Here is a 25,435-nt window from a genome sequence, read left to right as displayed (position 1 = left end):
GCGGCAGGCTTTTTTATGCTCGAATGTTTTGACAGCTCAGGCAGCCGCGCGGATCGCGTTGGAGATCAGGCGGCCGAGCCGCTTGATGCCCTCGTCGATCATCGCCTCGTCGGCGCAGGAGAAGCTCATGCGCAGCGTATTGGCATTGCTGCCGTCCGCGTAGAATGCCCTGCCCGGAACGAAGGCCACCTTTTCCGTGGCGATCGATTTTGCCAGCAGTTCGGCGCCGTCCATGCCTTCCGGCAAGGTCACCCACACGAACATGCCGCCTTCCGGGCGCGTCCAGGTGGCATTCTTCGGCATGTACTTGTCGAGTGCCGCCAACATCGCATCGCGGCGCTTGCTGTAGACGGACTTGATCTTGGCGACCTGGGCGTCGAAACCGCGCGAGGCGACGTGCTCGATGGCGATCTGGTTGATCGTCGAGGAGTGCAGGTCGGCGGCCTGCTTCATCAGCACCAGCTTGCGGATGACCGGCATCGCTGCGACGACGAAGCCGACGCGCAGGCCGGGCGCCAGCGTCTTCGAGAAGCTGCCGCTGTAGATGGTGCGGGTGTTTTCGATGCCGCCCCGGCGGGCGATGTCGAGCGCCAGGATCGGGGGAATGGCCTCGCCGTCATACCGCAGGTGCTGATAGGCGGCGTCCTCGAGGATTGCGATGTCGAGCTCGTCGGCAAGTGCCAGCAGCCTTTCGCGGGCCGCCAGGTCGATCGTCTCGCCGGTCGGGTTGGAGAAATCGGCCGAAAGATAGGCGAACTTGACGCTGCCGCCGGTCTTTGCCGCGGTGTCGCGATAGGCCTCCGGCGTGCGGTTGCCGTTCAGCGACAGCTGGTCGTAATTCGGCTCATAGGCATTGAAGGCCGAAAGCGCGCCGAGATAGGTCGGCCAGGTGACCAGCGCCGTATCGTTCGGCGACAGGAACAGCTTGCCGAGATAGTCGAGCGCCTGCTGCGACCCAGAGGTGATGAACACGTTGTCGGGCGTGCAGTCGATGCCGATCTTGGCGACGTCGCGGGCGATCCACTCGCGCAGCGGCTTGTAACCCTCGCTGACGGAATACTGCAGCGCCGCGTTCACCTGTGCGCCGGAAAAAATATCCGAATAGGCTTCCTTGAACGCCACATCCGGAAACAGCGCGGGATCCGGAATGCCGCCGGCGAAAGAGATGATATCGGGCTGGTCGAGCAGCTTCAGCAGTTCACGGATTTCAGACGCGCGCATGCGGCTGGAGCGCGTCGCGAAGATATGTTCCCAATCAAGCACGGGATGTTTCCTCTTGTTTCAATTTTCTATGCCCAATCTTTACACAAAGACCGATAGGTCAGCAAGACTGACCTATCGGTCTTTTCCGATTTCGATTTATTTAGCACCACCCGGACAGGCTTGCCAGAAGACTGAAGAAAAGACAGGTTCGGCACGAAGCGACGCAGAGCACCTGAGGAGGAAACATGCTCAAGAATATCGATCCGACATTGAACGCCGACGTCCTTCATGCCCTGCACTCCATGGGCCACGGCGATACGTTAGCGCTCGTCGACACCAATTTTCCAGCCGATGCGGTGGCCCGACAGACGGTGCTCGGCAAGCTGCTGAGGACGGACAACATCTCCGCGGCACGGGCGATGCGCGCGATCCTATCCGTACTGCCTCTCGACACGCCTCTTCAGCCCTCCGTCGGCCGGATGGAAGTCATGGGGAAGCCTGAGGAAATTCCCCTCATTCAACAGGACGTTCAGGCTGAGATCGATGCCGTCGAAGGAAAATCGGCGCCGATGTACGGCATCGAGCGTTTTGCCTTCTACGAAGAGGCAAAGAAAGCCTATTGCGTCATCGCAACCGGGGAAACCCGCTTCTACGGCTGCTTCCTCCTCACCAAGGGCGTAATTCCCCCGGAAACGTGATATCGATGTCCAACGGCCAAAAGATCGCGGATATAAACAAAAGCCTCAGCAAACATGCATACTCGGACGCCGTGGAGGCGATAACCGGGTCGCTTGTTTTACCACTTCGAGAAACCTACAGTTTCTTGGACGCGGAGAATATTACACCATCGCGGAGGAACTATTTAGAAAGGACCTACTGGTTTTTTTTGAAAATCGGTAAGGCGATTGGCAGAACTTACAAAAATCCAAAGTATGCTTCAATCGAGAACAGTTAAAAAAGGCTCGGGAATTCGCCCGAGCCTTGTTTCATTTCGCTGTATATTTGAGGCTTAGTTGACGCTCTTGTCGACCAGCTTGTTCTTGCCGATCCAGGGCATCATGCCGCGCAGCTTGGCGCCGACTTCCTCGATCTGGTGGCTGTCGTTCATGCGACGGATGCCCTTGAAGCGCGAGCCGCCAGCGCGGTATTCCTGCATCCAGTCCGAAGTGAACTTGCCGGTCTGAATGTCCTTGAGGACGCGCTTCATCTCGGCCTTGGTTTCTTCGGTGATGATGCGCGGACCGGTGACGTATTCACCCCACTCGGCGGTGTTGGAGATCGAGTAGTTCATGTTGGCGATGCCGCCTTCATAGATCAGGTCGACGATCAGCTTCACTTCGTGCAGGCATTCGAAATAGGCCATTTCCGGCGCGTAGCCGGCTTCGGTCAGGGTTTCGAAACCGGCGCGGATCAGTTCCACGAGACCGCCGCAGAGAACGACCTGTTCGCCGAAGAGATCGGTTTCGCATTCTTCGCGGAAGTTGGTTTCGATGATGCCCGAACGGCCGCCGCCGACGCCGCAGGCGTAGGAGAGCGCGAGTTCAAGCGCATTGCCCGAAGCGTTCTGGTGAACGGCAACGAGGCAGGGAACGCCGCCGCCCTTCTGGTATTCGCCGCGAACCGTGTGGCCCGGGCCCTTCGGCGCGATCATCACGACGTCGACCGAGGTCTTCGGCTCGATCAGGCCGAAATGGATGTTGAGGCCGTGCGCAAAGGCGATTGCAGCGCCGTCGCGGATGTTGCCGGCGATTTCGGCCTTGTAGATGTCCGCCTGCAGTTCGTCCGGGGTCGCCATCATCATCAGGTCGGCCCACTTGGCGGCTTCGGCGACGGTCATCACCTTGAAGCCGTCGGCTTCGGCCTTCTTGATGGTCCCGGAACCGGCCTTGAGTGCGATCACGACGTTCTTGGCGCCCGAGTCCTTGAGGTTCAGCGCATGCGCACGACCCTGGCTACCGTAGCCGATGATGGCAACGTTCTTGGACTTGATGAGGTTGATATCGGCATCCCGATCATAATAAACGCGCATCGTTTTTTCCTTCCCTATGCGTGAGGTCTGTTGATGATTGTCATCGTCCAGCGGAGACGCCGAGCGCGTCCGCCGATTGCTTCTGCGTGCCGTGCAGCGAGAGAAAGGCGCCGACCGCCCTCTCCGCCTGGCGCGCATTATCCTTGAGGCCTGGCTCGCCGAGCAGCATGCGCACATGCAGGTCGGAAACGATCAGGCCGTAAAGCGTGTGATAGGCGGCGTCCGCATTGTCGAAGCGCAGCAACCCTGCCCTTTTCCCCTGATCGATCAGCGCCATGGCACGGCGATCGATCTGCCGGCGGCCGTGTTCGAGCAGAAGCTTCCCGAGCTTCGACCCTTCCCGGGTCGCCTGGCCGATCGCCAGCCGGTTCAGCGCCAGCGAAACGTCGCCGGCCAGAACTTCCAGCAGATCGCGGGCAAAAAGTTCGAGATGGTCACGCAGGAGATCGGCGGTCAGCCGTTCGCCCGAACGCTCGAAGGTGCGCACCTTGCTCGCCTGATGGGCAATCATCGCCGCCAGCAAACCTTCGCGATCGCCGAACCACTTGTAGAGGCTTTCCTTGGAGCAATTGGCGGCGCGGGCCAGACCGGACGTCGTCAGCGCCTTCTCGCCGCCTTCCACGAGCAGCCGAAGCGCCTGTTCCAGAACGGCGTTCTGGCGCGGCGAAAATTCGGGCATGTCGGTGGTATCGGCTCTCACGATCAAATCCTCTATCGTACCGTACGGTACGGTTCTGCTCGTATAAAGCATCGGATATGGGCGTCAAGTCTATTTTTACGGCAACTTTTCCTTCAGTGAAAGCGGATATGGTAGCCGCCGTCTCGTCGAGGGAATCAATCATGACCCGAATATCCGGCGCTCTTGCCGTCTTCGCTCTTCTCCTCCTTCCGGCTCTGGCACAGGCGGCCGAAAACCGCTGCGGCTGGATCCAGAACCCCACCCCCGGCAACTGGTGGCTGGATGATGCCGAGGATACCTGGACGATCCGCACCCAGAGAAGCGAGGACGGACCGGAAGGCATGGATCTGATCACCGATATTTCCGAGCGCGACTATGTCCGCACCAATGGCAGCTACGGTTACGCCTGCGCCTGCATGAAGGTCGATACGGACGGCGACGGGCAGATCACCAGGATCTATTCGTTCAAGCAGCTCAAGCTCGCCCGGTGCAGCAACGACAAGGCGCTGAAATTCCCCGGTTGATCGTCAGGCCTTTCAGGTGCCGTTATTCCGCAGCAGCAAGGATCGCATCTACGTCACGCAGCGGTGACACGCCGTAGAGCCGGCTGTATTCGCGGCTGAACTGCGACGGGCTCTGGTATCCGACGCGGTGGCCGGCGCTGCCGACATCGAGCCCTTCCAGCAGCATCAGCCGCCGCGCCTCATGCAGGCGCAGCTTCTTCTGGAACTGCACCGGCGTCATCGCCGTCACCGACTTGAAATGGTGATGCAGCGAAGACGGGCTCATGCCTACATGGTCCGCCAGGTCCTCGATCCTCAGCGTCCGGTGGAAATTCGCGCGCAGCCAGGCGACAGCGCGGGCGATCCGGTTGCTGCGGCTTTCCGATGTCGCGATATGCAGAAGCCGCGGGCCATCCGGCCCGGAGAGGATGCGGTAGAGGATTTCCTGCTCGATCAGCGGCGCCATGGCCACGATATCCGCCGGCTGGTCCAGGAGCCGAAGCAGCCGCGTGGCGGCGTCGAGCAATTCCGGAGGCGCGACATTGACGACGATGCCGCGCATGGCATCGGTGTCGGAATTCGGTCGCGGGACCTCCACCCTTTCCAGAAGCGCTGAAAGCCTGTCCGGATCGATGGCGAGGGCGAAACATAAGTGCGGCATGTTCGGGCTTGCGGCCGTGACCCGCGACGTCACCGGCAATTCGATCGAGGTGAGAAGATAATCGCCGACGCCGTATGCGATCGTCTCATCCCCGAGCTTGACGCTCTTGGTGCCTTGCAGGACCAGGCCGACGCACGGCCTGTAGTCCATATAGAGCGGCGCGGTCGGGATCGACCGCCGGCTGAGCATCAGGTTTCCGATGGCCGTGAACACTTCCCCATCCTTCTGAATGTGGCGAGCGGCAATCGAGGCCGCCTCGTCATAGGGATTGAACGGCAAGGTCATGGAGCCTCCGGGATGAGCAAGTGACTGCTTTTCCTATGCCGACTTGCGCCTGAAACCAACCGGTGGACGATCACTTTTGCAGGATCGTGCAAAAAGCTAGCAGGATCGCTCTAACGCTGTTGTCAAGCCCGAGGGCATAGTCCGCCCGTCCAATTCCCTCCCAACCCAACAGATGAATGGAGCTCCCATGGCTATTGCAAAAGGCTATGCCGCGACCGACGCGTCGAAACCTCTGACGCCGTTTACCTTCGAGCGCCGCGAACCGAATGCCGACGACGTCGTCATCGCCGTACAATATTGCGGCGTCTGCCACTCGGACATCCACCAGGCCCGCAACGAATGGGGCAATTCCCGCTTTCCGATGGTGCCGGGCCATGAAGTGGCCGGCGTCGTTTCGGCCGTCGGCTCTGGCGTCACCAAGTTCAAGGTCGGCGACCGCGTCGGCGTCGGCTGCTTCGTGAACTCCTGCGTCGGCTGCGCCACCCGCGATCTCGACTACGAACATTTCCTGCCGGGCCTCATCCAGACCTATAACGACGTCGAGGCCGATGGCACGACGCCGACCTATGGCGGTTATTCGGACCAGATCGTCGTCAAGGAAGGTTATGTCCTCTCCTTCCCGGACAATATTCCGCTCGACGCCGGCGCTCCGCTGCTTTGCGCCGGTATCACGCTCTACTCGCCGCTGCGCCACTGGAAGGCCGGCCCCGGCATGAAGGTCGCAATCGTCGGCATGGGCGGCCTCGGCCACATGGGCGTCAAGCTCGGTGCGGCCATGGGAGCCGACATCACCGTGCTCAGCCAGACGCTGTCGAAAAAGGAAGACGGCCTGAGGCTCGGCGCCAAGGACTATTACGCCACCAGCGACGCCGAGACCTTCACCAAGCTCGCCGGCACGTTCGACCTGATCATCTGCACGGTCGGCACGACGATCGACTGGAACGCCTATCTCGGCCTTCTGAAATTCGACGGCTCGATGGTCTTGGTCGGTGTTCCGGAACATGCGGTCCCGGTGCATGCCTTCTCGGTCATCGGCGGCCGCAAGAGCCTTTCGGGCTCGATGATCGGCTCCATCAAGGAAACCCAGGAAATGCTGGATTTCTGCGGCGAGCACGGCATCACGTCCGAGATCGAGAAGATCAATATCCAGGATATCAACGAAGCCTACGAACGCGTCATCAAGAGCGACGTGCGCTACCGCTTCGTCATCGACATGGCCTCGCTGGCTGCGTGACAGCCAAAAAGGCCGAAACAGAAAGGGCGGTCCACGGACCGCCCTTTTTATTGCGCCGACCATTGCCGGTCGCTGAGATGAGCGCGCCGTTCGAAACGATATCGTGATCGCTTCCGGCCGTTTTCCCTACTTCGGCAGCTTGTCGTCCACGCCTTCGACGTAGAAATTCATGCCGAGCAGGACGCCGTCCTGCGCCTTTTCGCCGGCTGCGAGCCACGCGGTGCCGTCCTGCTTGTTGATCGGGCCGGTGAACGGATGCAGTTCGCCCGACTTGATCTTGGCTTCCGTCTCTTCCGCCATCGCCTTCACGTCGTCCGGCATGTTGGTATAGGGCGCCATGGTCAGGATGCCGTCCTTCAGGCCATCCCAGATCTGCTCGGACTTCCAGGTGCCGTCAAGAAGAGCCTGGGTGCGCTTGATGTAATAGCTGCCCCAGGTGTCGACGATCGCGGTCAGCTGCGTCTTCGGGCCCGCCGCAATCATGTCGGAGGCCTGGCCGAAGGCGAGGATGCCGCGCTCGGAGGCGACCTGCATCGGAGCGGTCGTGTCGGTGTGCTGGGTCAGGATATCGACGCCCTGGTCGATCAGCGCCTTGGCGGCGTCGGCTTCCTTGCCCGGGTCGAACCAGGTATTGGCCCAGACGACCTTCAGCTTGAAGTTCGGGTTGATCGACTTCGCGCCGAGTTCGAAGGCGTTGATGCCCATCACCACTTCCGGGATCGGGAAGGAGGCGATGTAGCCGGCGACGCCCTTCTTCGACATCTTCGCGGCGATCTGGCCCTGGATATAGCGGCCCTCGTAGAAGCGCGAATTGTAGGTCGCAAGGTTCGGCCCAGCCTTGAAGCCGGTCGCATGCTCGAACTTGATGTCCGGGAATTTGGCGGCGACCTTGACGGTGGCATCCATGAAGCCGAAGGACGTCGTGAAGACCAGCGAGCAGCCGGAGCGGGCCATGCGCTCGATGGCGCGTTCTGCATCCGGGCCTTCCGGCACGTTTTCGAGGAAGGGTGTTTCGACCTTGGCGCCGAGTGCCTTGTCGAGCTGCTGGCGACCGAGATCATGCGCCTGGGTCCAGCCGCCATCCGTCTTCGAACCGACGTAGATGAAACAGACCTTCTTCTTCTCCTGAGCAACGGCGCCGGTCGAAAAACCGCCCATCAGGGCGGCCGATGCGGCAAGGGCGATAATCAGTTTCTTCATTTCCTAACCTCTATTGGCTTGAAGACGTTTTGTTTTTGGTTCCGCGGTCAGCGGTCGGGGACAAAGGGTTTCCCGAGCGAGGCCGGCGTATTGATGAGCGTCGTGCGACGATTATGCGAAATGATGATCAGCACGACAATAGTCGCCGCATAAGGAAGTGCGGACAGGAACTGCGACGGGATGACGATGCCGAGGTTCTGCGCCACGATCTGCGCGTGCAGCTGGCCGATCCCGACGGCGCCGAAAAGGTACCCGCCGGCCAGAATCCGCCATGGCCGCCAGGAGGCGAACACGACGAGCGCGAGCGCGATCCAGCCACGGCCGGCCGACATGTTCTCCACCCATTGCGGCGTGTAGACGAGCGAAAGCTGAGCGCCGGCAAGGCCGGCACAGGCGCCCCCGAACATGACCGCCAGGTAGCGCGTGCGGATGACGTTGATGCCGAGCGCATGGGCGGAGGCATGGCTGTCGCCGATCGCCCGCAGCTTCAATCCGGTCCGGCTCCTGAACAGGAACCAGTTGATGCCGACGACAAGCGCGATCGATACGTAGAAGATCAGGTCCTGGCGAAAGAGGACGCGACCGAAAAACGGGATGTACGAAAGGAACGGAAAGACGATCGGCTGCAGCTTGATGCCGGGCTGGCCGACGAAGGCCTCGCCGATCTGCCCGGAAAGCCCGAGACCGAGGATGGTGAGCGCAAGGCCGGTCGCGACCTGGTTGGCCACGAGAGTCAGCGTCAGGAAACCGAAGAGCAGCGAAAAGATCCCGCCGCCCAAAATGCCGGCGAGGATGCCGATATAAGGGGAGCCCGTCAGTTGCGCGGCCACGAAGGCGCAGGCCGCGCCCATGATCATCATGCCCTCGACACCGAGGTTCAGCACGCCGGAGCGCTCGGTCACCAGTTCGCCGAGGGCTGCGAGAACCAGCGGGGTCGATGCGGTGATGACGGTGAGAAGGATTGCCTCGAACATCAGGCCTTCACCTCCGCCGTTTTCGCCACAAAGATCAGCCGGATCCTGTAGTGGATCAGCGTATCGCAGGAGAGCACGAAGAAGAGCAGCAACCCTTGAAAGACACGGCTGACCTTGTCCGAAATGCCGATCGAAAGCTGTGCCGCCTCGCCGCCGAGATAGGTGAGAGCCAGAACGAGGCCGGAGGCGATGATGCCGAGCGGGTTGAGTCGTCCGAGGAAGGCGACGATGATCGCGGTGAAGCCATACCCCGGCGAGATGACCGGCTGGAGGTGGCCGATCGAGCCGGAGACTTCCGAAATGCCTGCAAGACCCGCAAGGGCGCCCGACAGCAGCATCGAGAACCATACCATGCGGCGGGCGGAGAAGCCGGCAAAACGCCCTGCCCGCTCCGACTGACCGAGCACCGACACCTCGAAGCCCTTCAGCATGAAGCGCATCATGAACCAAAGCGCCACGGCCGCGACGATCGCGAAGACGAACGCCCAATGGGCGCGGCCTGACGAGGAAAGAATTTCCGGCACGACGGCCTCGATCTGGAAACTCTTCGTGATCGGGAAATTATTGCCCTGCGGGTCGCGCCAGGGGCCGCGGACCAGCCAGTCGAGATAGAGCTGGGCGATATAGACCAGCATCAGGCTGGTCAGGATTTCATTGGTGTTGAAGCGGGTTTTCAGCAGCGCCGGTATGCCGGCATAAAGCGCGCCGCCGAGCATGCCGAGGATCAGCATCAGCGGCAGGATCATCGGCGAATGCCAAGTGGGATAGAGAACCGGCAGGATCGAGCCGGTGATGGCGCCGATCGTGAACTGGCCTTCGGCCCCGATATTCCAGTTGTTGGACCGGTAGCATACCGACAGGCCGACCGCGATCAGGATCAGCGGCGCCGCCTTGATCGCCAGTTCGTGCAGCGACCAGACTTCCAGCAGCGGCTCGATAAAGAAGCTGTAGAGCGCGCTGACCGGGTTCTTGCCGAGCATCCAGAACATGATGGCGCCGAAAAGCAGCGTCAGCGCCAGCGCCAGCAGCGGCGAGAGGACCGAGAACAGCGTCGAGACGCGGGCGCGCTTCTGGAGCTCAATGCGCATGCGCCGTCTCCGGAATGGAATGGCCTTCGTGGATACCGCCCATCAGCAGACCGATGCGTTCCAGCGTCAGCGTACCGGCCGGATAGGCCTCGGAGAGACGGCCTTCGCAGATGACCGCGATATTCGTCGCCACTTCAAAAATCTCGTCGAGATCCTGGCTGATCACCACGACCGCCGAGCCGGACCTGGCGAGATCGATCAGCGCCTGGCGGATGCGGCTTGCGGCCCCGGCATCGACGCCCCAGGTCGGCTGATTGACGACGAGCACGGAAGGCTGCCGGTCGAGTTCGCGCCCGACGATGAATTTCTGGAGATTGCCGCCGGAGAGCGAGCCTGCCTGCGGATCCTCGCCGCTCTTGCGGACATCCATCGCCTCGCAGATCCGGCGGGTGGCGGAGCGGATCGCGTCGAAGCGGATGACGGAAAAGGCGCCGCCGGACAGAAAGGCCTTCTTGTCCGACTGGCTGCGGGCGAGCAGGAGATTGTCCGAAAGCGCCATGGCGGAGACGGCGGCGTGGCCGTGGCGCTCTTCCGGCACGAAGCCGGCGCCAAGCAGCCGGCGGCCGTTGATGCCGGTGCGGCCGACCGCCTTGCCGCGGATGCGGATCGCCTCGTCTTCGGCGACCGGATATTCGCCCGAGAGCGCATCGAAGAGCTCACCCTGGCCGTTGCCCGCAACACCGGCGATTGCCAGCACCTCTCCGGCGCGGACCTTCATGGCGATGTTCTTCAGCGAGACCGCAAAAGGCGTGCGCGCCGGAACCGAAAGATTGCTGACCTCGATGCGGATATCGCCGAGTGCCGCTGCATTGTCCCGGTGGACTTCGGCGACGTCGGAGCCGACCATCATGCGGGCGAGCGACGCCGGTGTTTCTTGGCTCGGATCGCAGGCGCCGGTGACCTTGCCGTGGCGCAGGACCGTGGCGCGATCGCAGATGCGGCGCACTTCCTCCAGCCTGTGGCTGATATAAAGAACCGACCGCCCCTCGGCCTTCAGCTTGAACAGCGTCTCGAACAGCCGGTCGGCCTCCTGGGGTGTCAAGACCGACGTCGGCTCGTCGAGGATGATCAGCTTGGGATTCTGAAGCAGCGCCCGGACGATCTCGATACGCTGGCGTTCGCCGACGGAGAGGTCCGCCACATGCGCCTGGGGATCGAGCGGCAGGCCGTAGGCCTTGGAAAGCGACGCCGCCTCGTCCGAAATCCGGGCAAGCGAAATCTTCGGGTCGAGCGACAGCGCAATGTTCTCCGCGACAGTCAGTGCCTCGAACAGCGAGAAATGCTGGAAGACCATGCCGATACCCAGCTGGCGGGCCTCGCCCGGCGAGGCGATCGTCACTGGTGCGCCTTGCCAGAGGATCTGGCCGGCGCTCGGTTGCAGCACGCCGAAGAGCATTTTTACGAGCGTCGACTTGCCGGCGCCGTTTTCTCCGAGCAATGCGTGAATTTCACCGGGCGCGATATCCAAATCGATCGCGTTGCAAGCCGCGAAGCTGCCGAAAAGCTTGGTCAAACCTCGAACCGACAGAAGCGGAACGGTCGCCGGACCCTCGGATAACGTCACTGAACCCCCTCGTTCACCACGGGCCTACCTTCTTCGAGGTTTTTCAGGGCGACGCAGCGTATTGACTTTGACGACATCCGGCGATCACTCCGGACATTCGACTGATATTGATACCGTATTTGTTGCTTCGCACAACACTAAAGAAAGGGGGTTGAAGCAAGGTCCAACTATTTTCCGAGGCTGGGGAAAAGCTGTAGCACGCCGCCGATGCAATAGAGATAGATGCCGCTCAATACGACACCGTAGACGACCCAGTCGGGTGTATCGAAATGCAGGAGCAGCGAGTAGCCGCCCAGCGCACACCAGATGAGGCAGACGGCCAGATTGAGCGGGCGGAGCCGCTTGACGCGGACCGGGTGCAGAAAATTGATCGGCAGGAAGGTGAGAACGACCGATACGGAGACCAGGATCAGAGCAGCCGTGGCGCTCGCGTCGACGACGAACAGCGTGAAGATCACCATGTTCCAGACGACTGGAAAACCGGAGAAAAAGTACTCGTCCGTCTTCATGCCCATGTCGGCATAATAAACCGCGCTCGAGACGACGATCGCGCCTGCGGCAACAAAGGACCAGGGTTCGCCGATCATACCGCTCTGGTAAAGCGCAAACGCCGGCAACAGCACGTAGGTCACGTAGTCGATGATGTTGTCGAGCGTATCGCCGGACCAGTTGGGCAAGACTTCCTTGACCCGAACCTTGCGGGCGATCGGTCCGTCGATGCCGTCCACGAGAAGCGCAAGGCCGAGCCACCAGAACATGTCGACAAAACGATGCTCGGCTGCCGCCACGACGCCGAGGAAAGCAAGAAACGAGCCGGACGCCGTCAGCAGATGAACCGAGAAGGCGCGGATTTCAGCATACGGGACTTTTTTGTAATTGAAGATTCGTCTGATCACGCGTCAGTCCCGCCTTTCCCTTATCCGGCGAGATATGCGGCCAATCACCGCGCATTGCAACCGGCTTGGACCCGCCGCAAGACATAGAGCATTGCTTTTTCCATGCTGCGCTGCCGTGCCCCATGGATATGCACGCCGCGAAGCTCTAGATAATCCATCGTACATTTGCAGCGCAGGACGACGGACATGCAGCATTTCGAGATTGCGGTGGTGGGCGGGGGACTTTCCGGATCGGTTGCCGCTCTGGCACTCGCGCGTGCCGGCCGCAAGGTAGCGCTGATCGCACCGCCATCCGAAAAGGCCGATGAACGCACGACCGCGCTGATGGACCAATCCATCCGTTTTCTCGAACGGCTTGGCGTCTGGGAGGACATTGCGCCTTCTGCCGCCCCGCTTTCGGTCATGCAGATCATCGACGGTACCAAACGGCTGCTCCGTGCACCGACGGCGCAATTCCGGGCGCAGGACGTCGGGCTCTACGCCTTCGGCTACAACATTCCCAACCGCGCGCTGTCGGAAACGCTGGATGCCGCCGTTGCCGCCGAATCCAATATCAGCAAAATCGCGCAAAGCGTCGAGACCTTCGACTTCTCGGCCGAACGAGCCATGCTGACGCTGTCGGACGGCGCCTCGATCAGTGCCGACTTCGTCGCCGCCGCCGATGGGCGCAATTCGAAGGCCCGTGAAACCGCCGGCATCGGCGTGCGCCGCTGGTCCTATCCACAATCGGCGGCAGTGTTGAATTTCGCCCATAGCCTGCCGCACGGCAATATCTCGACCGAATTCCATACCGAAAGCGGGCCGTTCACGCAGGTTCCCCTGCCGGGCCTGCGTTCCAGCCTCGTCTGGGTCGTGAAGCCGGATGAAGCCCGCCGTCTCGTCGAGCTTCCAATCGAGGAACTGTCGCGGCTGGTCGAAGACCGCATGCAATCGATGCTCGGCAAGGTGAAGGTCGAGGGCAAGGCGCAGGCATGGCCGCTTTCCAGCCTGATGGCGGAGCGGTTCGGCAAGGGTCGGCTGGCGCTGATCGGCGAGGCAGCGCATGCCTTTCCGCCGATCGGAGCGCAGGGCCTCAACCTGTCGCTGCGCGACATCATCGCGCTTTCGGAATTGCTTGTCGCCACCAGCGACCGCCCGATTGCAGCCGATGCCGGCGATCGCTTCAACCGGCGCCGCGGGCCGGATATCGTCAGCCGCACGGTCGGCGTCGATCTCCTCAACCGTTCGCTGCTGTCGGATTTCCTGCCCGTCCAGATGCTGCGCGCCGCCGGCCTGCACATCCTCACCAATGCGCCGCCGCTGCGCAATCTGCTGATGCGGGAAGGTATCGAACCGGGTCGGGGCCTGCGCGCCGTCGTCGATGCCTTACGGAAAGAGATCCGGCGGTAACGTTCCGGAGTTGATGAGGTAGAGCAGCACCGGCAGTGTCGCCACTGAGGCGCCGGTGATGATCAGGATGCTGGCCGACGCCCTCTCCTGCCAGACGCCGTATTGCTGGCTGATGACAAAAACGTTGGTCGCCGTCGGCAGTGCCGAAAGCAAGGTCGCGGAATAGATCCACACGGGATCGAAATTGCCGATCAGCGACAGGACCGTATAGGTCGTCATCGGCAGCAGGATCAGCTTGGAGACCGCGATATAGCTGATCTCCACCGGCACACGCTTGATCGGCCGGAGCGCCAGCGTCACCCCCATGGCAAACAGCGCGCAAGGGGCCGCCGCCTGAGCGAGGTAATCGATGAGCCGCTGGAAGGCAGCAGGCGGCTGCACGGCAAATGCCGCGAAGCAGAATCCGAGCGCCGTCGAGATGATGAACGGGTGCAGTACGACTTTCCGGACGATATCGCCGGCCACCTGGCTGGCTGGGCGTTTGTCGCCGCCGGCCACCGCCATCATCGCAGGCGCTACGATGAAATGCGCGGCGTTCTCGAAGCAGACGATCAGCGCCACCGGCACCGCTGCCGCCTCGCCGAAAGCGAGCAGCGCCAGACCCGGTCCCATATAGCCGATATTGCCGTAGGCGCCGGCAAACGACTGGATGGTGCAATCGGCGAACGAATTGCGACGCAAAAAGAAGCCTATCAGGAAGAGAACGAAGAAGACCAGGTAGGTTGCGCCGATCTCGCCGAAGATGAAGTCGGCCCGGGTCAGCTGCTCGACCGGGGTGCGGGAAACGAGCTTGAAGAACAGCGCCGGCAGGGCCGCGTAGATGATGAACGTATTCATCCAGCCCAGCGCTTCAGCGGGCTGTTTCGTCACTCTCGCGGCCAGATAGCCGATCAAGATCAGGCCGAAGAAGGGCAACAGCAATGCAATGATATCGGCCATCGGTACCCTGCCCGCTGACCGGGCCGTATTGGAAGACGCTTTTCCGTTAGCCGATTTGCATCAGGATTGGAAAGGTCTGCTGGAACCAGATTGCGGCCGAAGTGACGAAACCGAAGATGAAAGCGAGCCCGGTCAGAACCAGGAAGGCTCCCATGACCTTCTCGACCATGCCCAGATGGCGGCGGAAGCGGGTGAGGAACCGCATGAACGCACCGGAGAAGCCGGCGGCGATCCAGAACGGCACGGCCAGGCCCAGCGAATAGATGGCGAGCAATGCCGCTCCCTCGCCGACCGTATCGCGGGATGCGGCAACGCCGAGGATGGCGCCAAGCACCGGGCCGATGCAGGGGGTCCAGCCGAAAGCGAAGGCAAGTCCCATGACATAGGCGCCGGAGAGCGTCGCCGGCTGGCCACCGCCCTGGAAGCGTGCCTCGCGGGCGAGAAGGCCTATCCGGAAAACACCCAGAAAATTCAGTCCCATGACGATGATGATCAGGCCGCCGAGTTTGGACAGCAGATCGAGATGCTGGCGCAAGAGCACGCCGATCGTCGACGCGCCGGCCCCGAGTGCCACGAAGACGGTGGCGAAACCGAGCGTGAAGAACAGCGCCGACTTCAGTACCGCCCGGCGGGTGCCGCTCCGCGATTCGATAACCGCCGCACCACCGCCGCCGCGGAACTGCTCGACCGAAATGCCCGCCATATAACAGAGATAAGGCGGCACGAGGGGCAGCACGCAGGGAGAGAGAAACGATAGGGCGCCGGCAAGAAGCGCGCTCAGCAGGGATATTTCGGCAATCGACACGTGTGGCTCCGGATGGCAGGCCGTTCGGGGGCCCTGCGTCTTGCGCTTGAGGTAATGGCCCGAGGCAGCGAATGCCAATCACCTTTTCGCATGGCCAAGCAAAAGCGTCAGATAGCCGCATTTTTGCTGTTTTTGCGGGTTGACCGCAAGAGGTCACCTGCCTATGTTCCGCGCACTTTCAAGGACGCGCTCATCCGCGGCCGCGGGAGAGCGTAGCTCAGCTGGTAGAGCAACTGACTTTTAATCAGTAGGTCTCGGGTTCGAACCCCGACGCTCTCACCATAAATCAACTAAATCACACATTTAAACGGATACCAATGCGATTGCAGTGGCTTGATGCGCTTGGGCCAAGGCTACGCGCGCTATCTCGTTTGCCGTGGTGGGTAGAATCGGTGCGCCTGCTTCGTCACAATGTGGGTGGACGAAGTCCAGCCGGTCTGTCACAAGCCGATCAGGACGCGACTGCCGTTAACTTTAGAACGGGGTCGGGCGACCGATTGACGTCACGTCGCTGCCACGAGATCACGTCGGCCGTCCATTTTTAGATTCGGTCTTGGATCCGGGTCGCTCAATCGCATCGCAAAAAGCCCCGCCTCACCCATTACAATTTGCTCATCTTCAGAGCGAACGCCAATCATTACAGCCAGGTCACGTTTGCGGCGGCAGGGCGAAAACTCTGGGTGCGGCGCCAAGCCCTTGAAATATCTTATTTCGTGAGATCAAGGACATCTCTCGGGCGGAGCATTTGGCCTAAAATTCGGCAGATGAAGGCTTTCAAACCTTATTTATTGTTAAGCTGACCTTCGACGCTTTGGGGCGTAATTCTATCTTCAAGACTGAATGACGCCGACGGCCGGAGAGGCCGTGACGGCAGAGCCAGTTTCACAACCGTTTGCCGAAGGTGGAGCTCAGATATGCGCTCGCTCGTCTCAATAAACCAGCCTTCCCCCGTGTCGCCGGCGCCCTGCCCGGTCATGCACCTCACCGGACCGCCCGGCGATCGACTTCGATAGCCAGGCGGTCGAAGCCGCTTCACCCGCCTTCCCGTGAACCGGTTTTCTGATGCAACGGCTTGCCCGCAAAGCCGGCTTTTCAGCTTCGCAAATCTCCAGAACCACAACCGATCGGCCGCGCTCATCGCGCGGCTCCGATCCCCTTCGCCCCAATGCGCCGCCTCCCGGCTCAAGGGCTGCAGATTGAAAGGAAGACCTCCATGTCAAATATCCTTCGCAAACATCGGATCGCGGCACTTCTTAGCGCCGCCATCGTTGCGGTCCCGCTCTCCGTGCCGGTCATTCTCGGCACCAATGCGGCGCATGCAGCAACCACGGCAACAACTGCTGCCGGCTCCGTTTCCGGCATCGTCGCTCCGGGTGGTTCGTTCGCACCGATCGTTTCCGCCGACAAACCGGCCGTCGTCACCATTACCACCACGATGAAGGCGCAGAACGTCGCTTCGGATGACAGTTCGTCCTTCGACGACAATTCGCCATTCGACGAGCAGTTCCGGCAGTTCTTCGGCCAGCAGGGCATTCCCATGCCGCGCCATATGCCGCAGCAGCGTCAGGCTCCCCGGACCGAAGCTCTCGGCTCCGGCTTTGTCGTCACTGCCGACGGTTACATCGTCACCAACAATCACGTGATCGACAACGCGATCGATATCAAGGTGACGCTCGACGACGGCACCGACGTCCCGGCCAAGCTGATCGGCGCCGACGCGAAATCCGATCTCGCCGTCATCAAGATCAACGCGCCGAAGCCGCTGGCGACGATCGCCTGGGGCGATTCGGACAAGCTCAATGCCGGCGACCAGATTCTCGCGATCGGCAATCCGTTCGGCATCGGCACGACCGTCACCGCCGGCATCGTTTCGGCCCGCGGCCGCGATCTTCACAGCGGCCCCTATGACGATTTCATCCAGATCGATGCACCGATCAACCATGGCAATTCCGGCGGCCCGCTGGTCGATCTCGAGGGCAAGATCGTCGGTATCAACACGGCGATCTATTCCCCCAACGGCGGCAGCGTCGGCGTCGGCTTCGCCATCCCTTCCGACCAGGCCCAGAAGGTCGTCGCCAAGCTGATGAAGGACGGCTCGATCGAGCATGGCTTCATCGGAGTGCAGATCCAGCCGGTGACGGCGGATGTGGCGAGCGCCATAGGTCTCGACAAGCCGGAAGGCGCGCTGGTCGCCAATGTCAACGACGACACACCGGCAGCCAAGGCCGGCATCCGGACCGGCGACGTCATCACCGCGCTCGGCGGCCAGCAGATCAAGTCGCCGCGGGATCTGTCGCGCATGGTCGCCGACCTGACGCCCGGCGCCAAGGAGGGCCTGACCGTCTGGCGTCAGGGTCAAAGCCGCAATCTCAGCATCACGGTTGGCGGCAACGAACCCGACCAGCAGCAGGCTTCCGCCGACAATGGCGACAAGTCCACGCAGGGCGCCCAGCGCGTTCCGACCATCGGGATCGGTCTTGCCGACCTCACGCCGGATATCCGCGAGGCGCTCAACCTGCCGCGTCGGGAAAACGGCGCGGTAATCGAGAGCGTCGCCCCCGACAAGCCGGCTGCCGACGCCGGCCTACAGCCCGGAGATATCATCGTCTCGATCAACCAGCAGCCCGTCAAGTCGGCGAAGGAAGCCAAGGCGGCGGTCGCGGAAGCCGGCAAATCCGGGCACAAGTCCGTCCTGTTCCTCATCCAGCGTGGCGAGAACCAGACCTTCGTCGCCGTCCCCTTCTCGATCGGCTGAACATCGGCCTTGCCTTATCTTCTCGGCGCCGCCCGGTTGTCGCGACCGGGCGGCGGTCGTTTGGTCCCGCCCACACTCCCCTCCAACGCGGCGACGAGTTCCGCAAACCTTGCCCTCGCCCGCGCAAGCACCAGCGCATCGGCGATCGGTTTGTCCACAACGTCCTCCAGAGCCTTAGACACCCTACGGGCCGCTCTCTTCAATTCGCCGGGAGCGGCTTGGCTGCTCACGATCTCGGCCGCCAGGATATACATTCGCCGATAGCTCCTTGCTTCAGCGGCCGCCCTCATCCACGTTCTATGGAACTCAGTCATCCGGGCTTAGATGGGAGCCGCCTGCCGAAAGTCAGGCGCGTCGTAACGGTAGAGTCAATCTCGCCTTAACCAAAACTTAAGCGTGAATTACCGCTTCCTGATGAAACCCGCGCCGGAACCTTCGTAGGCAAAAGACGTTTGCCCGGCCGAAGGAGCATCTTTATGCGCATTATATTCGTGGTCATGATCGTTTCGGTCCTCAGCATCCTGGCATTCAAATATGCCGACCAGTCGCTCGGCGGTGGCGACATCATGGCTTCTCCCACGGAACTCTCAGCCCAGAACTGACACGATCGCGTGAGGCGGTCGATCTTTCCGGCATGCCCCTGGGATCTGCTTGACCGCTCCGGCCCTACCGCCATATTCCTGCTGCCCCACCCAATCCATTTTCCAAAGCGAGAGGTTTTCATGGCCAGGCCAAAGATTGCGATCATCATCAGCAGCACGCGTGACGTCCGGTTCGGCGACAAGCCGGCACAGTGGATTTATGAGACGGCATCCAAGCGCGACGATATGGAATTCGAGATCGTCGACCTGCGCGATTTCCCGCTGCCGTTCTTCAACGAAAAAGCTTCGAACGCCTGGGTCCCCACCGAGAACGAAGTCGGTCAGCGCTGGCAGAAGAAGGTCGCCGAATTCGACGGCTATATCTTCGTGATTGCCGAGTACAACCGCTCGATCACGGCCGCGCTCAAGAACGCGCTCGACTATTCCTATCCGGAATGGAACCGCAAGCCCGCGGCAGCCGTCGGTTACGGCAGCGTCGGCGGCGCCCGTGCGGTCGAACACTTCCGCACGATCGCTGTCGAGCTGCAGATGGTTCCGACCCGTCCGGGCGTGCATATCCAGGGCGCCGATTTCTTCGCGGTCTGGCAGCAGGGCAAGGCGCTGTCGGAACTCGCCCATCTGGAACCCGGCGTGAAGACCATGCTGGACGACCTTTCCTGGTGGGCAACGGCCCTCAAGACGGCCCGCGAAAAGGCCTGATCGCCTGTCACGCGACATTGATCTCAAGGTTCCGGTTCCGGCCGGAACCTTCCTGTTTTCCGGGGGTTGTCAGGCTATAGAGGAGCCGTAGCCATGAGCGCCCAGAATGTCCTGATTGCGTTGGGATCCGCCATCGCCGGCGGCCTTATCGTCGCCCTTCTGATGCATCCCGCCGGACCGACCGCCAGCACGAAGTCGGATCGCCTCAGCGGTCCTCCGGCGGAGACCGCCTTCCTGCCGGAACGCTTCGGCGTTCCAGGTTCGACGCAGTGATCTCGACGCGGTAGGATTGGGATCGAAAATACGAAAAGGCCGGCGCCTCTTTCCAGGCGCCGGCCTTATTTATATTGAACCGATCAATGAACGGCCTTGCCGCCCTCTTCCTCTTCGAATGTCACCGCGACATCGCCGGCTGCCGAAAGACGAACTCTGTCGCCTTCGATATCGGCGACCAGTTCCAGCGGAATGAAGTGATGGTGGCCTCGATGGCCGCCCTCGCCACTGTCCTTCCTGGTCAGCTTGATACGGCTACCTTCGACGCGGTCGACCGTTCCAACATGGGCGCCATCCGCGCCAATGACTTCGGCGTGTTCCTTGATTCTTGCAGCATCGATCATGGGAAATTTCCTTTTCTGCGTTTCGACAACGCATGAACGGGGATATCGATGCATGCTCTTCGAAAATGCGAGGCTTTCACAAAACAGGCCACTCGCGAGGAACGTCCGGAACTGCTGTCCACGCCCTCCGGTCGAGTGTGCCTTGGGTTTTATTGGTCAGGGTGAACACAAGATCATCAGCGGCGTGGCAGGCGCCGCGGGTCGTCAGAATAGCTGCGAAAGCGCAAGCCAAAATAGAGACTTTTCTAACAGCAATACTGAAAGAACACCCTTATTTTTACGCTCCATTACTACTATCAGGCCTTCAATGCAGGACGAAGCGGCAATTATTCCTTCACTCCCCAGGTTACCGATATTTAAGTTTTATCGATTCCGGTTTTATGTCATTGAGAGAGCAGAAGAATTCCGTCCAGCGACCATGCTTCCGGCGGATTTACGCCGCAGGACGGCGCTGCGGGAGATTTAGTCCCGGTTGTATCGCACCCCAGCAAAGGACAGACCGTTGAACGTGCAGAACACCCCCGACCCGGCAACAAAGACCAGCGGCACGCCCGATCTCGCCGCGATCCTGGCCACTTCGGGAAACCAGCGCAAGAAGCGCCGCTGGGTCTGGCCGACGGTCCTTATCGTTGTCGTTGCCGCCGCGGCAGGCGCCTACAGCTATTTCGGCAGCAGCGGCCCACGCTACGACTACACCACCCAGCCGGCAAAGCGCGGCGGCCTCTCGGTCATCGTCACGGCGACCGGCTCGGTCCAGCCGACCGATCAGGTGGACATATCGAGCGAACTGTCCGGCACCGTCCGCAAGGTCCATGTCAGCTATAATAGCGCCGTCAAGCAGGGCGATGTGCTCGCCGAACTCGACACCAACAAGCAGGAAGCGGACGTTCAGAGCGCCCGCGCCCAGCTCGCTTCGGCAAGGGCCAACGTGCTGAAGGCCGAAGCGGAAGCCGCCTCGGCCAAAAACTCCTTCGACCGCCTGACCGGTCTCGTCAGCAACCGCATTTCCACCCAGCAAGAGCTCGACGCCGCGAAATTCACCTATGATTCGGCACTCGCCACCAAGGCCGTCAACGAGGCGTCGGTTCTTTCCGCCGAAGCCAATCTGCGGCTCTCGGAGCTCAACCTTCTGAAGCTCAGGATCGTTTCGCCGATCGATGGAATCGTGCTGACCCGCGACGTGGATCCGGGCGCCACTGTCGCATCCTCGCTCAATGCGCCGGTGCTCTTCACCATCGCCGGCGACCTGAAGCGCATGGAACTGCAGGTCGCCGTCGACGAGGCGGATGTCGGCCACGTCCAGGAAGGCCAGTCGGCGAAATTCTCGGTCGACGCCTATCCCGATCGCAACTTTCCGGCCACCATCCAGGCGGTGCGCTTCGCCTCCGAAACCGTCTCCAACGTCGTCACCTACAAGGCAATCCTGACGGTCGACAACGCCGATCTGCTGCTGCGTCCCGGCATGACGGCAACTGCGGACATCACCGTGCAATCGGTCACCGACGCGCTCCTCGTGCCGAACGCGGCGCTGCGCTACTCGCCGCCGACGACGGCGCGCAGCCGCGGCAATTTCCTCACCCGGCTCTTCGCACCGCCCCGTCCGCGCGGCAATCGCGGTGGCGACAGTACCTCGAGTGCAGGCCGTGCCGTCTGGGTCTTGCGCGCCGGCGTGCCGACACGGGTTCAGGTCGAGACCGGCCCGACCGACGGACAGTTCACCGTGCTGAAATCCGGCGAGGTCAAGCAAGGCGATCTGCTGATCACGGACGCCGTCGCCCGCGCGAGCTGAGGAGGGTTTTGATGCCGCTCCCTCCCATCATCGCCTTCAGACAGGTCTCGAAGTTCTACGGGCACGGCGAAGCGACGATCCGTGCTCTCGATCATATCGACCTGTCGATCACGGCGGGCGAGTTCGTATCGATCATGGGGCCGTCCGGTTCCGGCAAGTCCACTGCAATGAACATCATCGGCGGGCTCGACATGCCCTCATCCGGTGAATATCTGTTCCAGGGCATTCCGACGAGCGGCTTCGACCGCGCGCAGCTGACGCTGCTGCGGCGTCACATGCTCGGCTTCGTCTTCCAGGGGTTCAACCTGCTTGCCCGCACATCCGCGGTCGAGAATGTCGAACTGCCGCTCGTCTATCGCGGCATGGATCACCGCGAGCGGCGCAAGCGCGCACTCATCGCGCTGGAACAGGTGGGCCTCAAGGGGCGCGAGGGCCACACGACCCAGGAACTGTCGGGCGGCCAGCAGCAGCGCGTGGCGATCGCGCGTGCCATCGTCACCGATCCCGCCGTGCTGCTCGCCGACGAACCGACCGGCAATCTCGACACCAAAACCAGCGCCGAGATCATGGAATTGATCACCCGGCTCAATCGCGACAACGGCATTACCGTGATCATGGTCACCCATGAGGAGGATATCGCTGCCTATGGCAAGCGGCTCCTGCGCTTCGTCGACGGACGCCTCGCCTCCGATCAGGCGCAGGTGAAGGAGCACGACCATGTTCTTTGAGACGGCGAAACTGGCGTGGCGGGCGATCAGCCGCAACATGCTGCGTTCCTTCCTCACCGTGCTCGGCGTGGTCATCGGCGTGGCAGCGGTCATCGCCATGGTGACGGTCGGCAACGGCACGACGGCGAAGGTGCAGGCCGAACTTTCTCGCCTCGGCACCAACACGCTGTTCGTCCGTCCGGGTCAATGGGGACCGGGACGCGCCAGCAGCGAGGCCAAGCGCTTCAACGACAAGGATGTCCTGGCGATCCAGGAACAGGTGACCGGGCTTCGCGCAGTGGCGCCCGTGAACCGCGGCACGGCGACCGTGATTGCAGGAGGCGCCAATCATTCGTCGAGCGTGATCGGCACCAACAACGATTATCTCATTGCCCAGGATTGGGACCTCTCGCTCGGCCGGTCGTTCCTCGCCAACGAGGACCGCGGCAGCCAGGCTGCCTGCATCATCGGCGAGACCGTGCGCAAGGAACTCTTCGGCGCGGCCAACCCGGTCGGACAGAATATCCGCGTCAGCAATGTCGCCTGCCCGGTGGTCGGCGTGCTCGCCGTCAAGGGCCAGTCGGGCATGGGCGACGACCAGGACGACACGGTCATCATGCCCTTGAAACTGCACCAGCGGCGGATCGGCGGCACGACGACGATCAGCAGCATCATCCTGTCGGCGCAGGACGGCGTGGCGACCACAAAAGTCCAGTCGGACGTCGAAAGCCTGCTGCGCGAACGGCGCAGGATCGCCATCGGCCGCGAGGATGACTTCTCGGTCAACGACATGTCGCAGATCGCCGCCGCGATGACCGGCACGACGGTGCTGCTGACCGGCCTGCTCGGCGCTGTCGCGGCCGTGAGCCTGCTGGTCGGCGGCATCGGCATCATGAACATCATGCTGGTTTCGGTCACCGAACGCACCCGCGAGATCGGCATTCGCCTGGCGATCGGCGCCCTTGAGCGGCAGGTGCTGACGCAGTTCCTCGTCGAAGCGGTGATGCTGTCGATCTTCGGCGGCGTCAGCGGCATCATTGCCGGCCTTGCGCTTGCCTATGGCGTCGTCAGCTTCCTCGGCGTGCCCTTCGTCGCCAGCCCGACAATCATCCTGCTTGCTTTCGCCTTCTCGGCGGCGATCGGCATGGTGTTCGGGTATTTCCCGGCCCGGCGCGCGGCGCAGCTCAATCCGATCGAAGCGCTCCGCCACGAATGAGCAAAGCGGCCTCTGGCCGCCAGGGGCGCCGACGAACAACTGTATACTGCAGACTGATATATCAACTCGGCTTGCCATTCCAAATGCGACATGTCACTTTCTGATATATCAGAGAGGATCACCATGGCAGCCGAAGCAGAATTGCTCAGCAGACAGGCCTACCGTCGGCTTGAAACCCTGATCGTCACCATGAAGCTGCCGCCCGGCGCGCTGGTTACGGAAAAGCAGCTCATCGGCCTTGCGGGCCAAGGCCGCACGCCAGTGCGCGAAGCGATCCAGAAACTCGAATGGCAGGGATTGATGCGGGTGCGCCCGCGCGTCGGGCTGCAGGTCACCGAGATCATCGAGAGCGACCACGACAGCATCATGCAGGTGCGGCGCCAGCTCGAACCGGTTGCAGCAGCCTTGGTGGCGGAACATGCCAGCGATGAGCAACGCAGCGCCCTGCTCGACTGCGCCAAAGCAATGGGTGCCGCAGCGGCGACCGGTGACATTCACGGCTTCCTGGATGCCGACAAGCGTTTCGACGAAGCCCTTGAGGAGGCCTGCCCCAACCGGTTCCTGACCTCGGCGCTGGCACCGCTCCAGACCCATACGCGGCGGCGGTGGTTTTCGACGGCCTCTATCGAACGGCTGGATCAGGCGGTGACCCAGCATGTCGCCGTTATCCGCGCCATCCGTGCGGGCGACGTCGACGCTGCGCGAAGAGCGATGGAGACGCTCCTCGACTATATGACGAATTCATAAGGTAATCAGGCGTGGACTTCGGCTTCGCGCTGCTTTGCGAGCGCAGCGAGATCCGCAGGCTTCAGCTCGACCGACTCGCCGCAGCCGCAGGCAGACGTCTGGTTTGGATTGACGAAGGTGAAGCCCGAACGCATCTGCGTGACTTCGAAATCCATCTGGGTGCCGAGGAGATAAAGCACGGCGGAAGGCTCGATCCAGACGCTCGCGCCGTCGTGCTCGATCCTGTCGTCCTTGGCATTGGGTTCGGCGACGAGATCGACCGTGTATTCCATGCCGGCGCAGCCGCCCTTCTTGATCCCGACACGCAGGCCCTTGGCCTCCGGTCCGGAATTGGCGACGAGCTGCTTGACGCGGGTCGCGGCGGCATCGGTCATGGTCATAATGGCGAAGCCCATGGGCTCATTCTCCTTCCGCACACGGATTCAAGGTCCGGTGTTTCACGATTCAAATGTAGTACCGACCGATTAACCGATCAATACCAGCCGACAGCCACCTGGGCCTCTTCGGACATGCGCTCCGGCGTCCACGGCGGATCGAAGGTCATCTCGACTTCGACGCCGGACACGCCTTCGACGGCGCCGACGGCATTTTCCACCCAGCCCGGCATTTCGCCGGCGACCGGGCAGCCGGGTGCCGTCAGCGTCATCATGATCTTCACCATGCGGTCGTCCTCGATGTCGATCTTGTAGATCAGACCGAGTTCGAAGATGTCGGCAGGGATTTCCGGATCATAGACCGTTTTCAGCGCTCCGATCACGTCGTCGCTCAGTCGCGCCAACTCATCGGCCGGGATGGCGGATTGGATCAGTCCTTCGCGGGCATCCCACTTCAATTCCGTTTCATCGGCGGCCATG

At 61.8% G+C, this 25,435-nt stretch carries 28 protein-coding genes and 1 tRNA gene; 14 read left to right on the top strand and 15 right to left on the bottom strand.

The genetic code is table 11. The annotated features are described in order from the left end of the window. Nucleotides 1-36: 36 nt before the first annotated feature. A complete protein-coding gene (locus LZK81_RS10855; RefSeq protein WP_046606834.1) occupies nucleotides 37-1,263 on the bottom strand; it encodes a PLP-dependent aminotransferase family protein in 1,227 nt (408 codons plus the stop codon). A gap of 185 nt (nucleotides 1,264-1,448) precedes the next feature. Here LZK81_RS10855 and LZK81_RS10850 point away from each other — a divergent pair, with 185 nt between their 5' ends. Continuing rightward, complete coding sequence (locus LZK81_RS10850) at nucleotides 1,449-1,901, top strand: RbsD/FucU family protein (RefSeq protein ID WP_046606833.1); 453 nt, start codon at nucleotides 1,449-1,451, stop codon at nucleotides 1,899-1,901. 311 nt (nucleotides 1,902-2,212) lie between these two features. Here LZK81_RS10850 and ilvC read toward each other — a convergent pair whose 3' ends face one another. Together ilvC and LZK81_RS10840 are read right to left on the bottom strand one after the other, a co-directional pair. Further along, a complete protein-coding gene (ilvC, locus tag LZK81_RS10845; RefSeq protein ID WP_037082110.1) occupies nucleotides 2,213-3,232 on the bottom strand; it encodes a ketol-acid reductoisomerase in 1,020 nt (339 codons plus the stop codon). Between the two features lie 40 nt (nucleotides 3,233-3,272). Further along, entirely contained in the window at nucleotides 3,273-3,911 is a 639-nt protein-coding gene (locus LZK81_RS10840) for a TetR/AcrR family transcriptional regulator (protein ID WP_046606912.1), read from the bottom strand. 161 nt (nucleotides 3,912-4,072) lie between these two features. On the opposite strand from LZK81_RS10840, the gene LZK81_RS10835 reads away from it, so the two are divergent. Then, entirely contained in the window at nucleotides 4,073-4,435 is a 363-nt protein-coding gene (locus LZK81_RS10835; RefSeq protein WP_233956247.1) for a DUF4087 domain-containing protein, read from the top strand. Nucleotides 4,436-4,457: 22 nt separating this feature from the next. Here the strand turns inward: LZK81_RS10835 and LZK81_RS10830 are convergent, their stop codons facing one another. Beyond that, entirely contained in the window at nucleotides 4,458-5,360 is a 903-nt protein-coding gene (locus LZK81_RS10830) for an AraC family transcriptional regulator (protein ID WP_046606831.1), read from the bottom strand. 187 nt (nucleotides 5,361-5,547) lie between these two features. Between LZK81_RS10830 and LZK81_RS10825 the strand changes: the two genes are divergently transcribed. Continuing rightward, a complete protein-coding gene (locus LZK81_RS10825; protein ID WP_046608782.1) occupies nucleotides 5,548-6,594 on the top strand; it encodes an NAD(P)-dependent alcohol dehydrogenase in 1,047 nt (348 codons plus the stop codon). Between the two features lie 126 nt (nucleotides 6,595-6,720). Here LZK81_RS10825 and LZK81_RS10820 read toward each other — a convergent pair whose 3' ends face one another. The 5 genes from LZK81_RS10820 to pcsA all read right to left on the bottom strand — a co-directional run bounded on the left by LZK81_RS10820 (nucleotide 6,721) and on the right by pcsA (nucleotide 12,316). Further along, nucleotides 6,721-7,794: a BMP family ABC transporter substrate-binding protein gene (locus LZK81_RS10820; RefSeq protein ID WP_037082106.1), complete on the bottom strand. Its 1,074-nt coding sequence runs from the start codon at nucleotides 7,792-7,794 to the stop codon at nucleotides 6,721-6,723. A gap of 47 nt (nucleotides 7,795-7,841) precedes the next feature. Further along, nucleotides 7,842-8,768, bottom strand: a complete 927-nt coding sequence (locus LZK81_RS10815) for an ABC transporter permease (RefSeq protein ID WP_233956245.1) — start codon at nucleotides 8,766-8,768, stop codon at nucleotides 7,842-7,844. Next, the gene (locus LZK81_RS10810; RefSeq protein ID WP_046611763.1) at nucleotides 8,768-9,856 is read right to left on the bottom strand and encodes an ABC transporter permease; all 1,089 of its coding nucleotides are present in this window, start codon (nucleotides 9,854-9,856) and stop codon (nucleotides 8,768-8,770) included. The genes LZK81_RS10815 and LZK81_RS10810 overlap by 1 nt, the downstream gene beginning before the upstream one ends. Beyond that, nucleotides 9,846-11,420 carry an ABC transporter ATP-binding protein gene (locus LZK81_RS10805; RefSeq protein WP_233956243.1) on the bottom strand — a complete coding sequence of 525 codons (1,575 nt, stop codon included), beginning with the start codon at nucleotides 11,418-11,420 and terminating at the stop codon, nucleotides 9,846-9,848. The genes LZK81_RS10810 and LZK81_RS10805 overlap by 11 nt, the downstream gene beginning before the upstream one ends. 167 nt (nucleotides 11,421-11,587) lie before the next feature. After that, on the bottom strand, nucleotides 11,588-12,316 hold the full coding sequence (gene pcsA / locus LZK81_RS10800) for a phosphatidylcholine synthase (RefSeq protein ID WP_046606826.1): 729 nt from the start codon (nucleotides 12,314-12,316) through the stop codon (nucleotides 11,588-11,590). A gap of 186 nt (nucleotides 12,317-12,502) precedes the next feature. Here pcsA and LZK81_RS10795 point away from each other — a divergent pair, with 186 nt between their 5' ends. Then, nucleotides 12,503-13,705, top strand: coding sequence for a UbiH/UbiF family hydroxylase (locus tag LZK81_RS10795; RefSeq protein ID WP_233956242.1), 1,203 nt, complete (start codon nucleotides 12,503-12,505; stop codon nucleotides 13,703-13,705). On the opposite strand, the gene LZK81_RS10790 is transcribed toward LZK81_RS10795, so the two are convergent. Together LZK81_RS10790 and LZK81_RS10785 are read right to left on the bottom strand one after the other, a co-directional pair. Next, nucleotides 13,682-14,644, bottom strand: coding sequence for an AEC family transporter (locus tag LZK81_RS10790; RefSeq protein WP_233956240.1), 963 nt, complete (start codon nucleotides 14,642-14,644; stop codon nucleotides 13,682-13,684). The two genes, LZK81_RS10795 and LZK81_RS10790, sit on opposite strands and share 24 nt — an antisense overlap. Before the next feature lie 46 nt (nucleotides 14,645-14,690). Further along, nucleotides 14,691-15,449, bottom strand: coding sequence for a cytochrome c biogenesis CcdA family protein (locus LZK81_RS10785; protein WP_046606911.1), 759 nt, complete (start codon nucleotides 15,447-15,449; stop codon nucleotides 14,691-14,693). Between the two features lie 206 nt (nucleotides 15,450-15,655). On the opposite strand from LZK81_RS10785, the gene LZK81_RS10780 reads away from it, so the two are divergent. Together LZK81_RS10780 and LZK81_RS10775 are read left to right on the top strand one after the other, a co-directional pair. Further along, a tRNA-Lys gene (locus tag LZK81_RS10780) sits at nucleotides 15,656-15,731 on the top strand. Nucleotides 15,732-16,662: 931 nt separating this feature from the next. After that, complete coding sequence (locus LZK81_RS10775; RefSeq protein ID WP_233956238.1) at nucleotides 16,663-18,204, top strand: DegQ family serine endoprotease; 1,542 nt, start codon at nucleotides 16,663-16,665, stop codon at nucleotides 18,202-18,204. Nucleotides 18,205-18,218: 14 nt separating this feature from the next. Here the strand turns inward: LZK81_RS10775 and LZK81_RS10770 are convergent, their stop codons facing one another. After that, entirely contained in the window at nucleotides 18,219-18,458 is a 240-nt protein-coding gene (locus LZK81_RS10770) for a hypothetical protein (protein ID WP_233956236.1), read from the bottom strand. 222 nt (nucleotides 18,459-18,680) lie between these two features. On the opposite strand from LZK81_RS10770, the gene LZK81_RS29255 reads away from it, so the two are divergent. The 3 genes from LZK81_RS29255 to LZK81_RS10760 all read left to right on the top strand — a co-directional run bounded on the left by LZK81_RS29255 (nucleotide 18,681) and on the right by LZK81_RS10760 (nucleotide 19,778). Then, complete coding sequence (locus tag LZK81_RS29255) at nucleotides 18,681-18,806, top strand: hypothetical protein (RefSeq protein ID WP_255394352.1); 126 nt, start codon at nucleotides 18,681-18,683, stop codon at nucleotides 18,804-18,806. Nucleotides 18,807-18,926: 120 nt separating this feature from the next. Next, on the top strand, nucleotides 18,927-19,505 hold the full coding sequence (locus tag LZK81_RS10765) for an NADPH-dependent FMN reductase (protein ID WP_233956234.1): 579 nt from the start codon (nucleotides 18,927-18,929) through the stop codon (nucleotides 19,503-19,505). A gap of 93 nt (nucleotides 19,506-19,598) precedes the next feature. Further along, nucleotides 19,599-19,778, top strand: a complete 180-nt coding sequence (locus tag LZK81_RS10760; RefSeq protein WP_233956232.1) for a hypothetical protein — start codon at nucleotides 19,599-19,601, stop codon at nucleotides 19,776-19,778. Nucleotides 19,779-19,861: 83 nt separating this feature from the next. Here the strand turns inward: LZK81_RS10760 and LZK81_RS10755 are convergent, their stop codons facing one another. Further along, a complete protein-coding gene (locus tag LZK81_RS10755) occupies nucleotides 19,862-20,122 on the bottom strand; it encodes a DUF2171 domain-containing protein (RefSeq protein ID WP_046606819.1) in 261 nt (86 codons plus the stop codon). 142 nt (nucleotides 20,123-20,264) lie between these two features. Here LZK81_RS10755 and LZK81_RS10750 point away from each other — a divergent pair, with 142 nt between their 5' ends. From LZK81_RS10750 to LZK81_RS10730, 5 genes are all read left to right on the top strand, one after another. Beyond that, entirely contained in the window at nucleotides 20,265-20,588 is a 324-nt protein-coding gene (locus LZK81_RS10750; protein ID WP_233956230.1) for a hypothetical protein, read from the top strand. Nucleotides 20,589-20,624: 36 nt separating this feature from the next. Continuing rightward, nucleotides 20,625-21,911, top strand: a complete 1,287-nt coding sequence (locus LZK81_RS10745; protein WP_418936487.1) for an efflux RND transporter periplasmic adaptor subunit — start codon at nucleotides 20,625-20,627, stop codon at nucleotides 21,909-21,911. 11 nt (nucleotides 21,912-21,922) lie between these two features. Beyond that, the gene (locus tag LZK81_RS10740) at nucleotides 21,923-22,639 is read left to right on the top strand and encodes an ABC transporter ATP-binding protein (protein WP_233956228.1); all 717 of its coding nucleotides are present in this window, start codon (nucleotides 21,923-21,925) and stop codon (nucleotides 22,637-22,639) included. Further along, nucleotides 22,629-23,834: an ABC transporter permease gene (locus LZK81_RS10735; protein WP_046606816.1), complete on the top strand. Its 1,206-nt coding sequence runs from the start codon at nucleotides 22,629-22,631 to the stop codon at nucleotides 23,832-23,834. The genes LZK81_RS10740 and LZK81_RS10735 overlap by 11 nt, the downstream gene beginning before the upstream one ends. A gap of 123 nt (nucleotides 23,835-23,957) precedes the next feature. Beyond that, nucleotides 23,958-24,581: a GntR family transcriptional regulator gene (locus LZK81_RS10730; RefSeq protein WP_233956227.1), complete on the top strand. Its 624-nt coding sequence runs from the start codon at nucleotides 23,958-23,960 to the stop codon at nucleotides 24,579-24,581. Between the two features lie 5 nt (nucleotides 24,582-24,586). Here LZK81_RS10730 and sufA read toward each other — a convergent pair whose 3' ends face one another. Together sufA and LZK81_RS10720 are read right to left on the bottom strand one after the other, a co-directional pair. Continuing rightward, entirely contained in the window at nucleotides 24,587-24,976 is a 390-nt protein-coding gene (sufA, locus tag LZK81_RS10725; protein WP_233956226.1) for a Fe-S cluster assembly scaffold SufA, read from the bottom strand. Between the two features lie 77 nt (nucleotides 24,977-25,053). Continuing rightward, nucleotides 25,054-25,434 (bottom strand): SUF system Fe-S cluster assembly protein, encoded by a 381-nt coding sequence (locus LZK81_RS10720; protein WP_038586774.1) that lies wholly within the window; start codon nucleotides 25,432-25,434, stop codon nucleotides 25,054-25,056. Nucleotide 25,435: the final 1 nt, after the last annotated feature.

Source organism: Neorhizobium galegae, assembly GCF_021391675.1.
Taxonomy (GTDB): Bacteria; Pseudomonadota; Alphaproteobacteria; order Rhizobiales; family Rhizobiaceae; genus Neorhizobium; species Neorhizobium galegae_B.
Note: the sequence above shows the minus strand (reverse complement) of the source record. Positions and strands in the feature narration are given on the sequence as shown.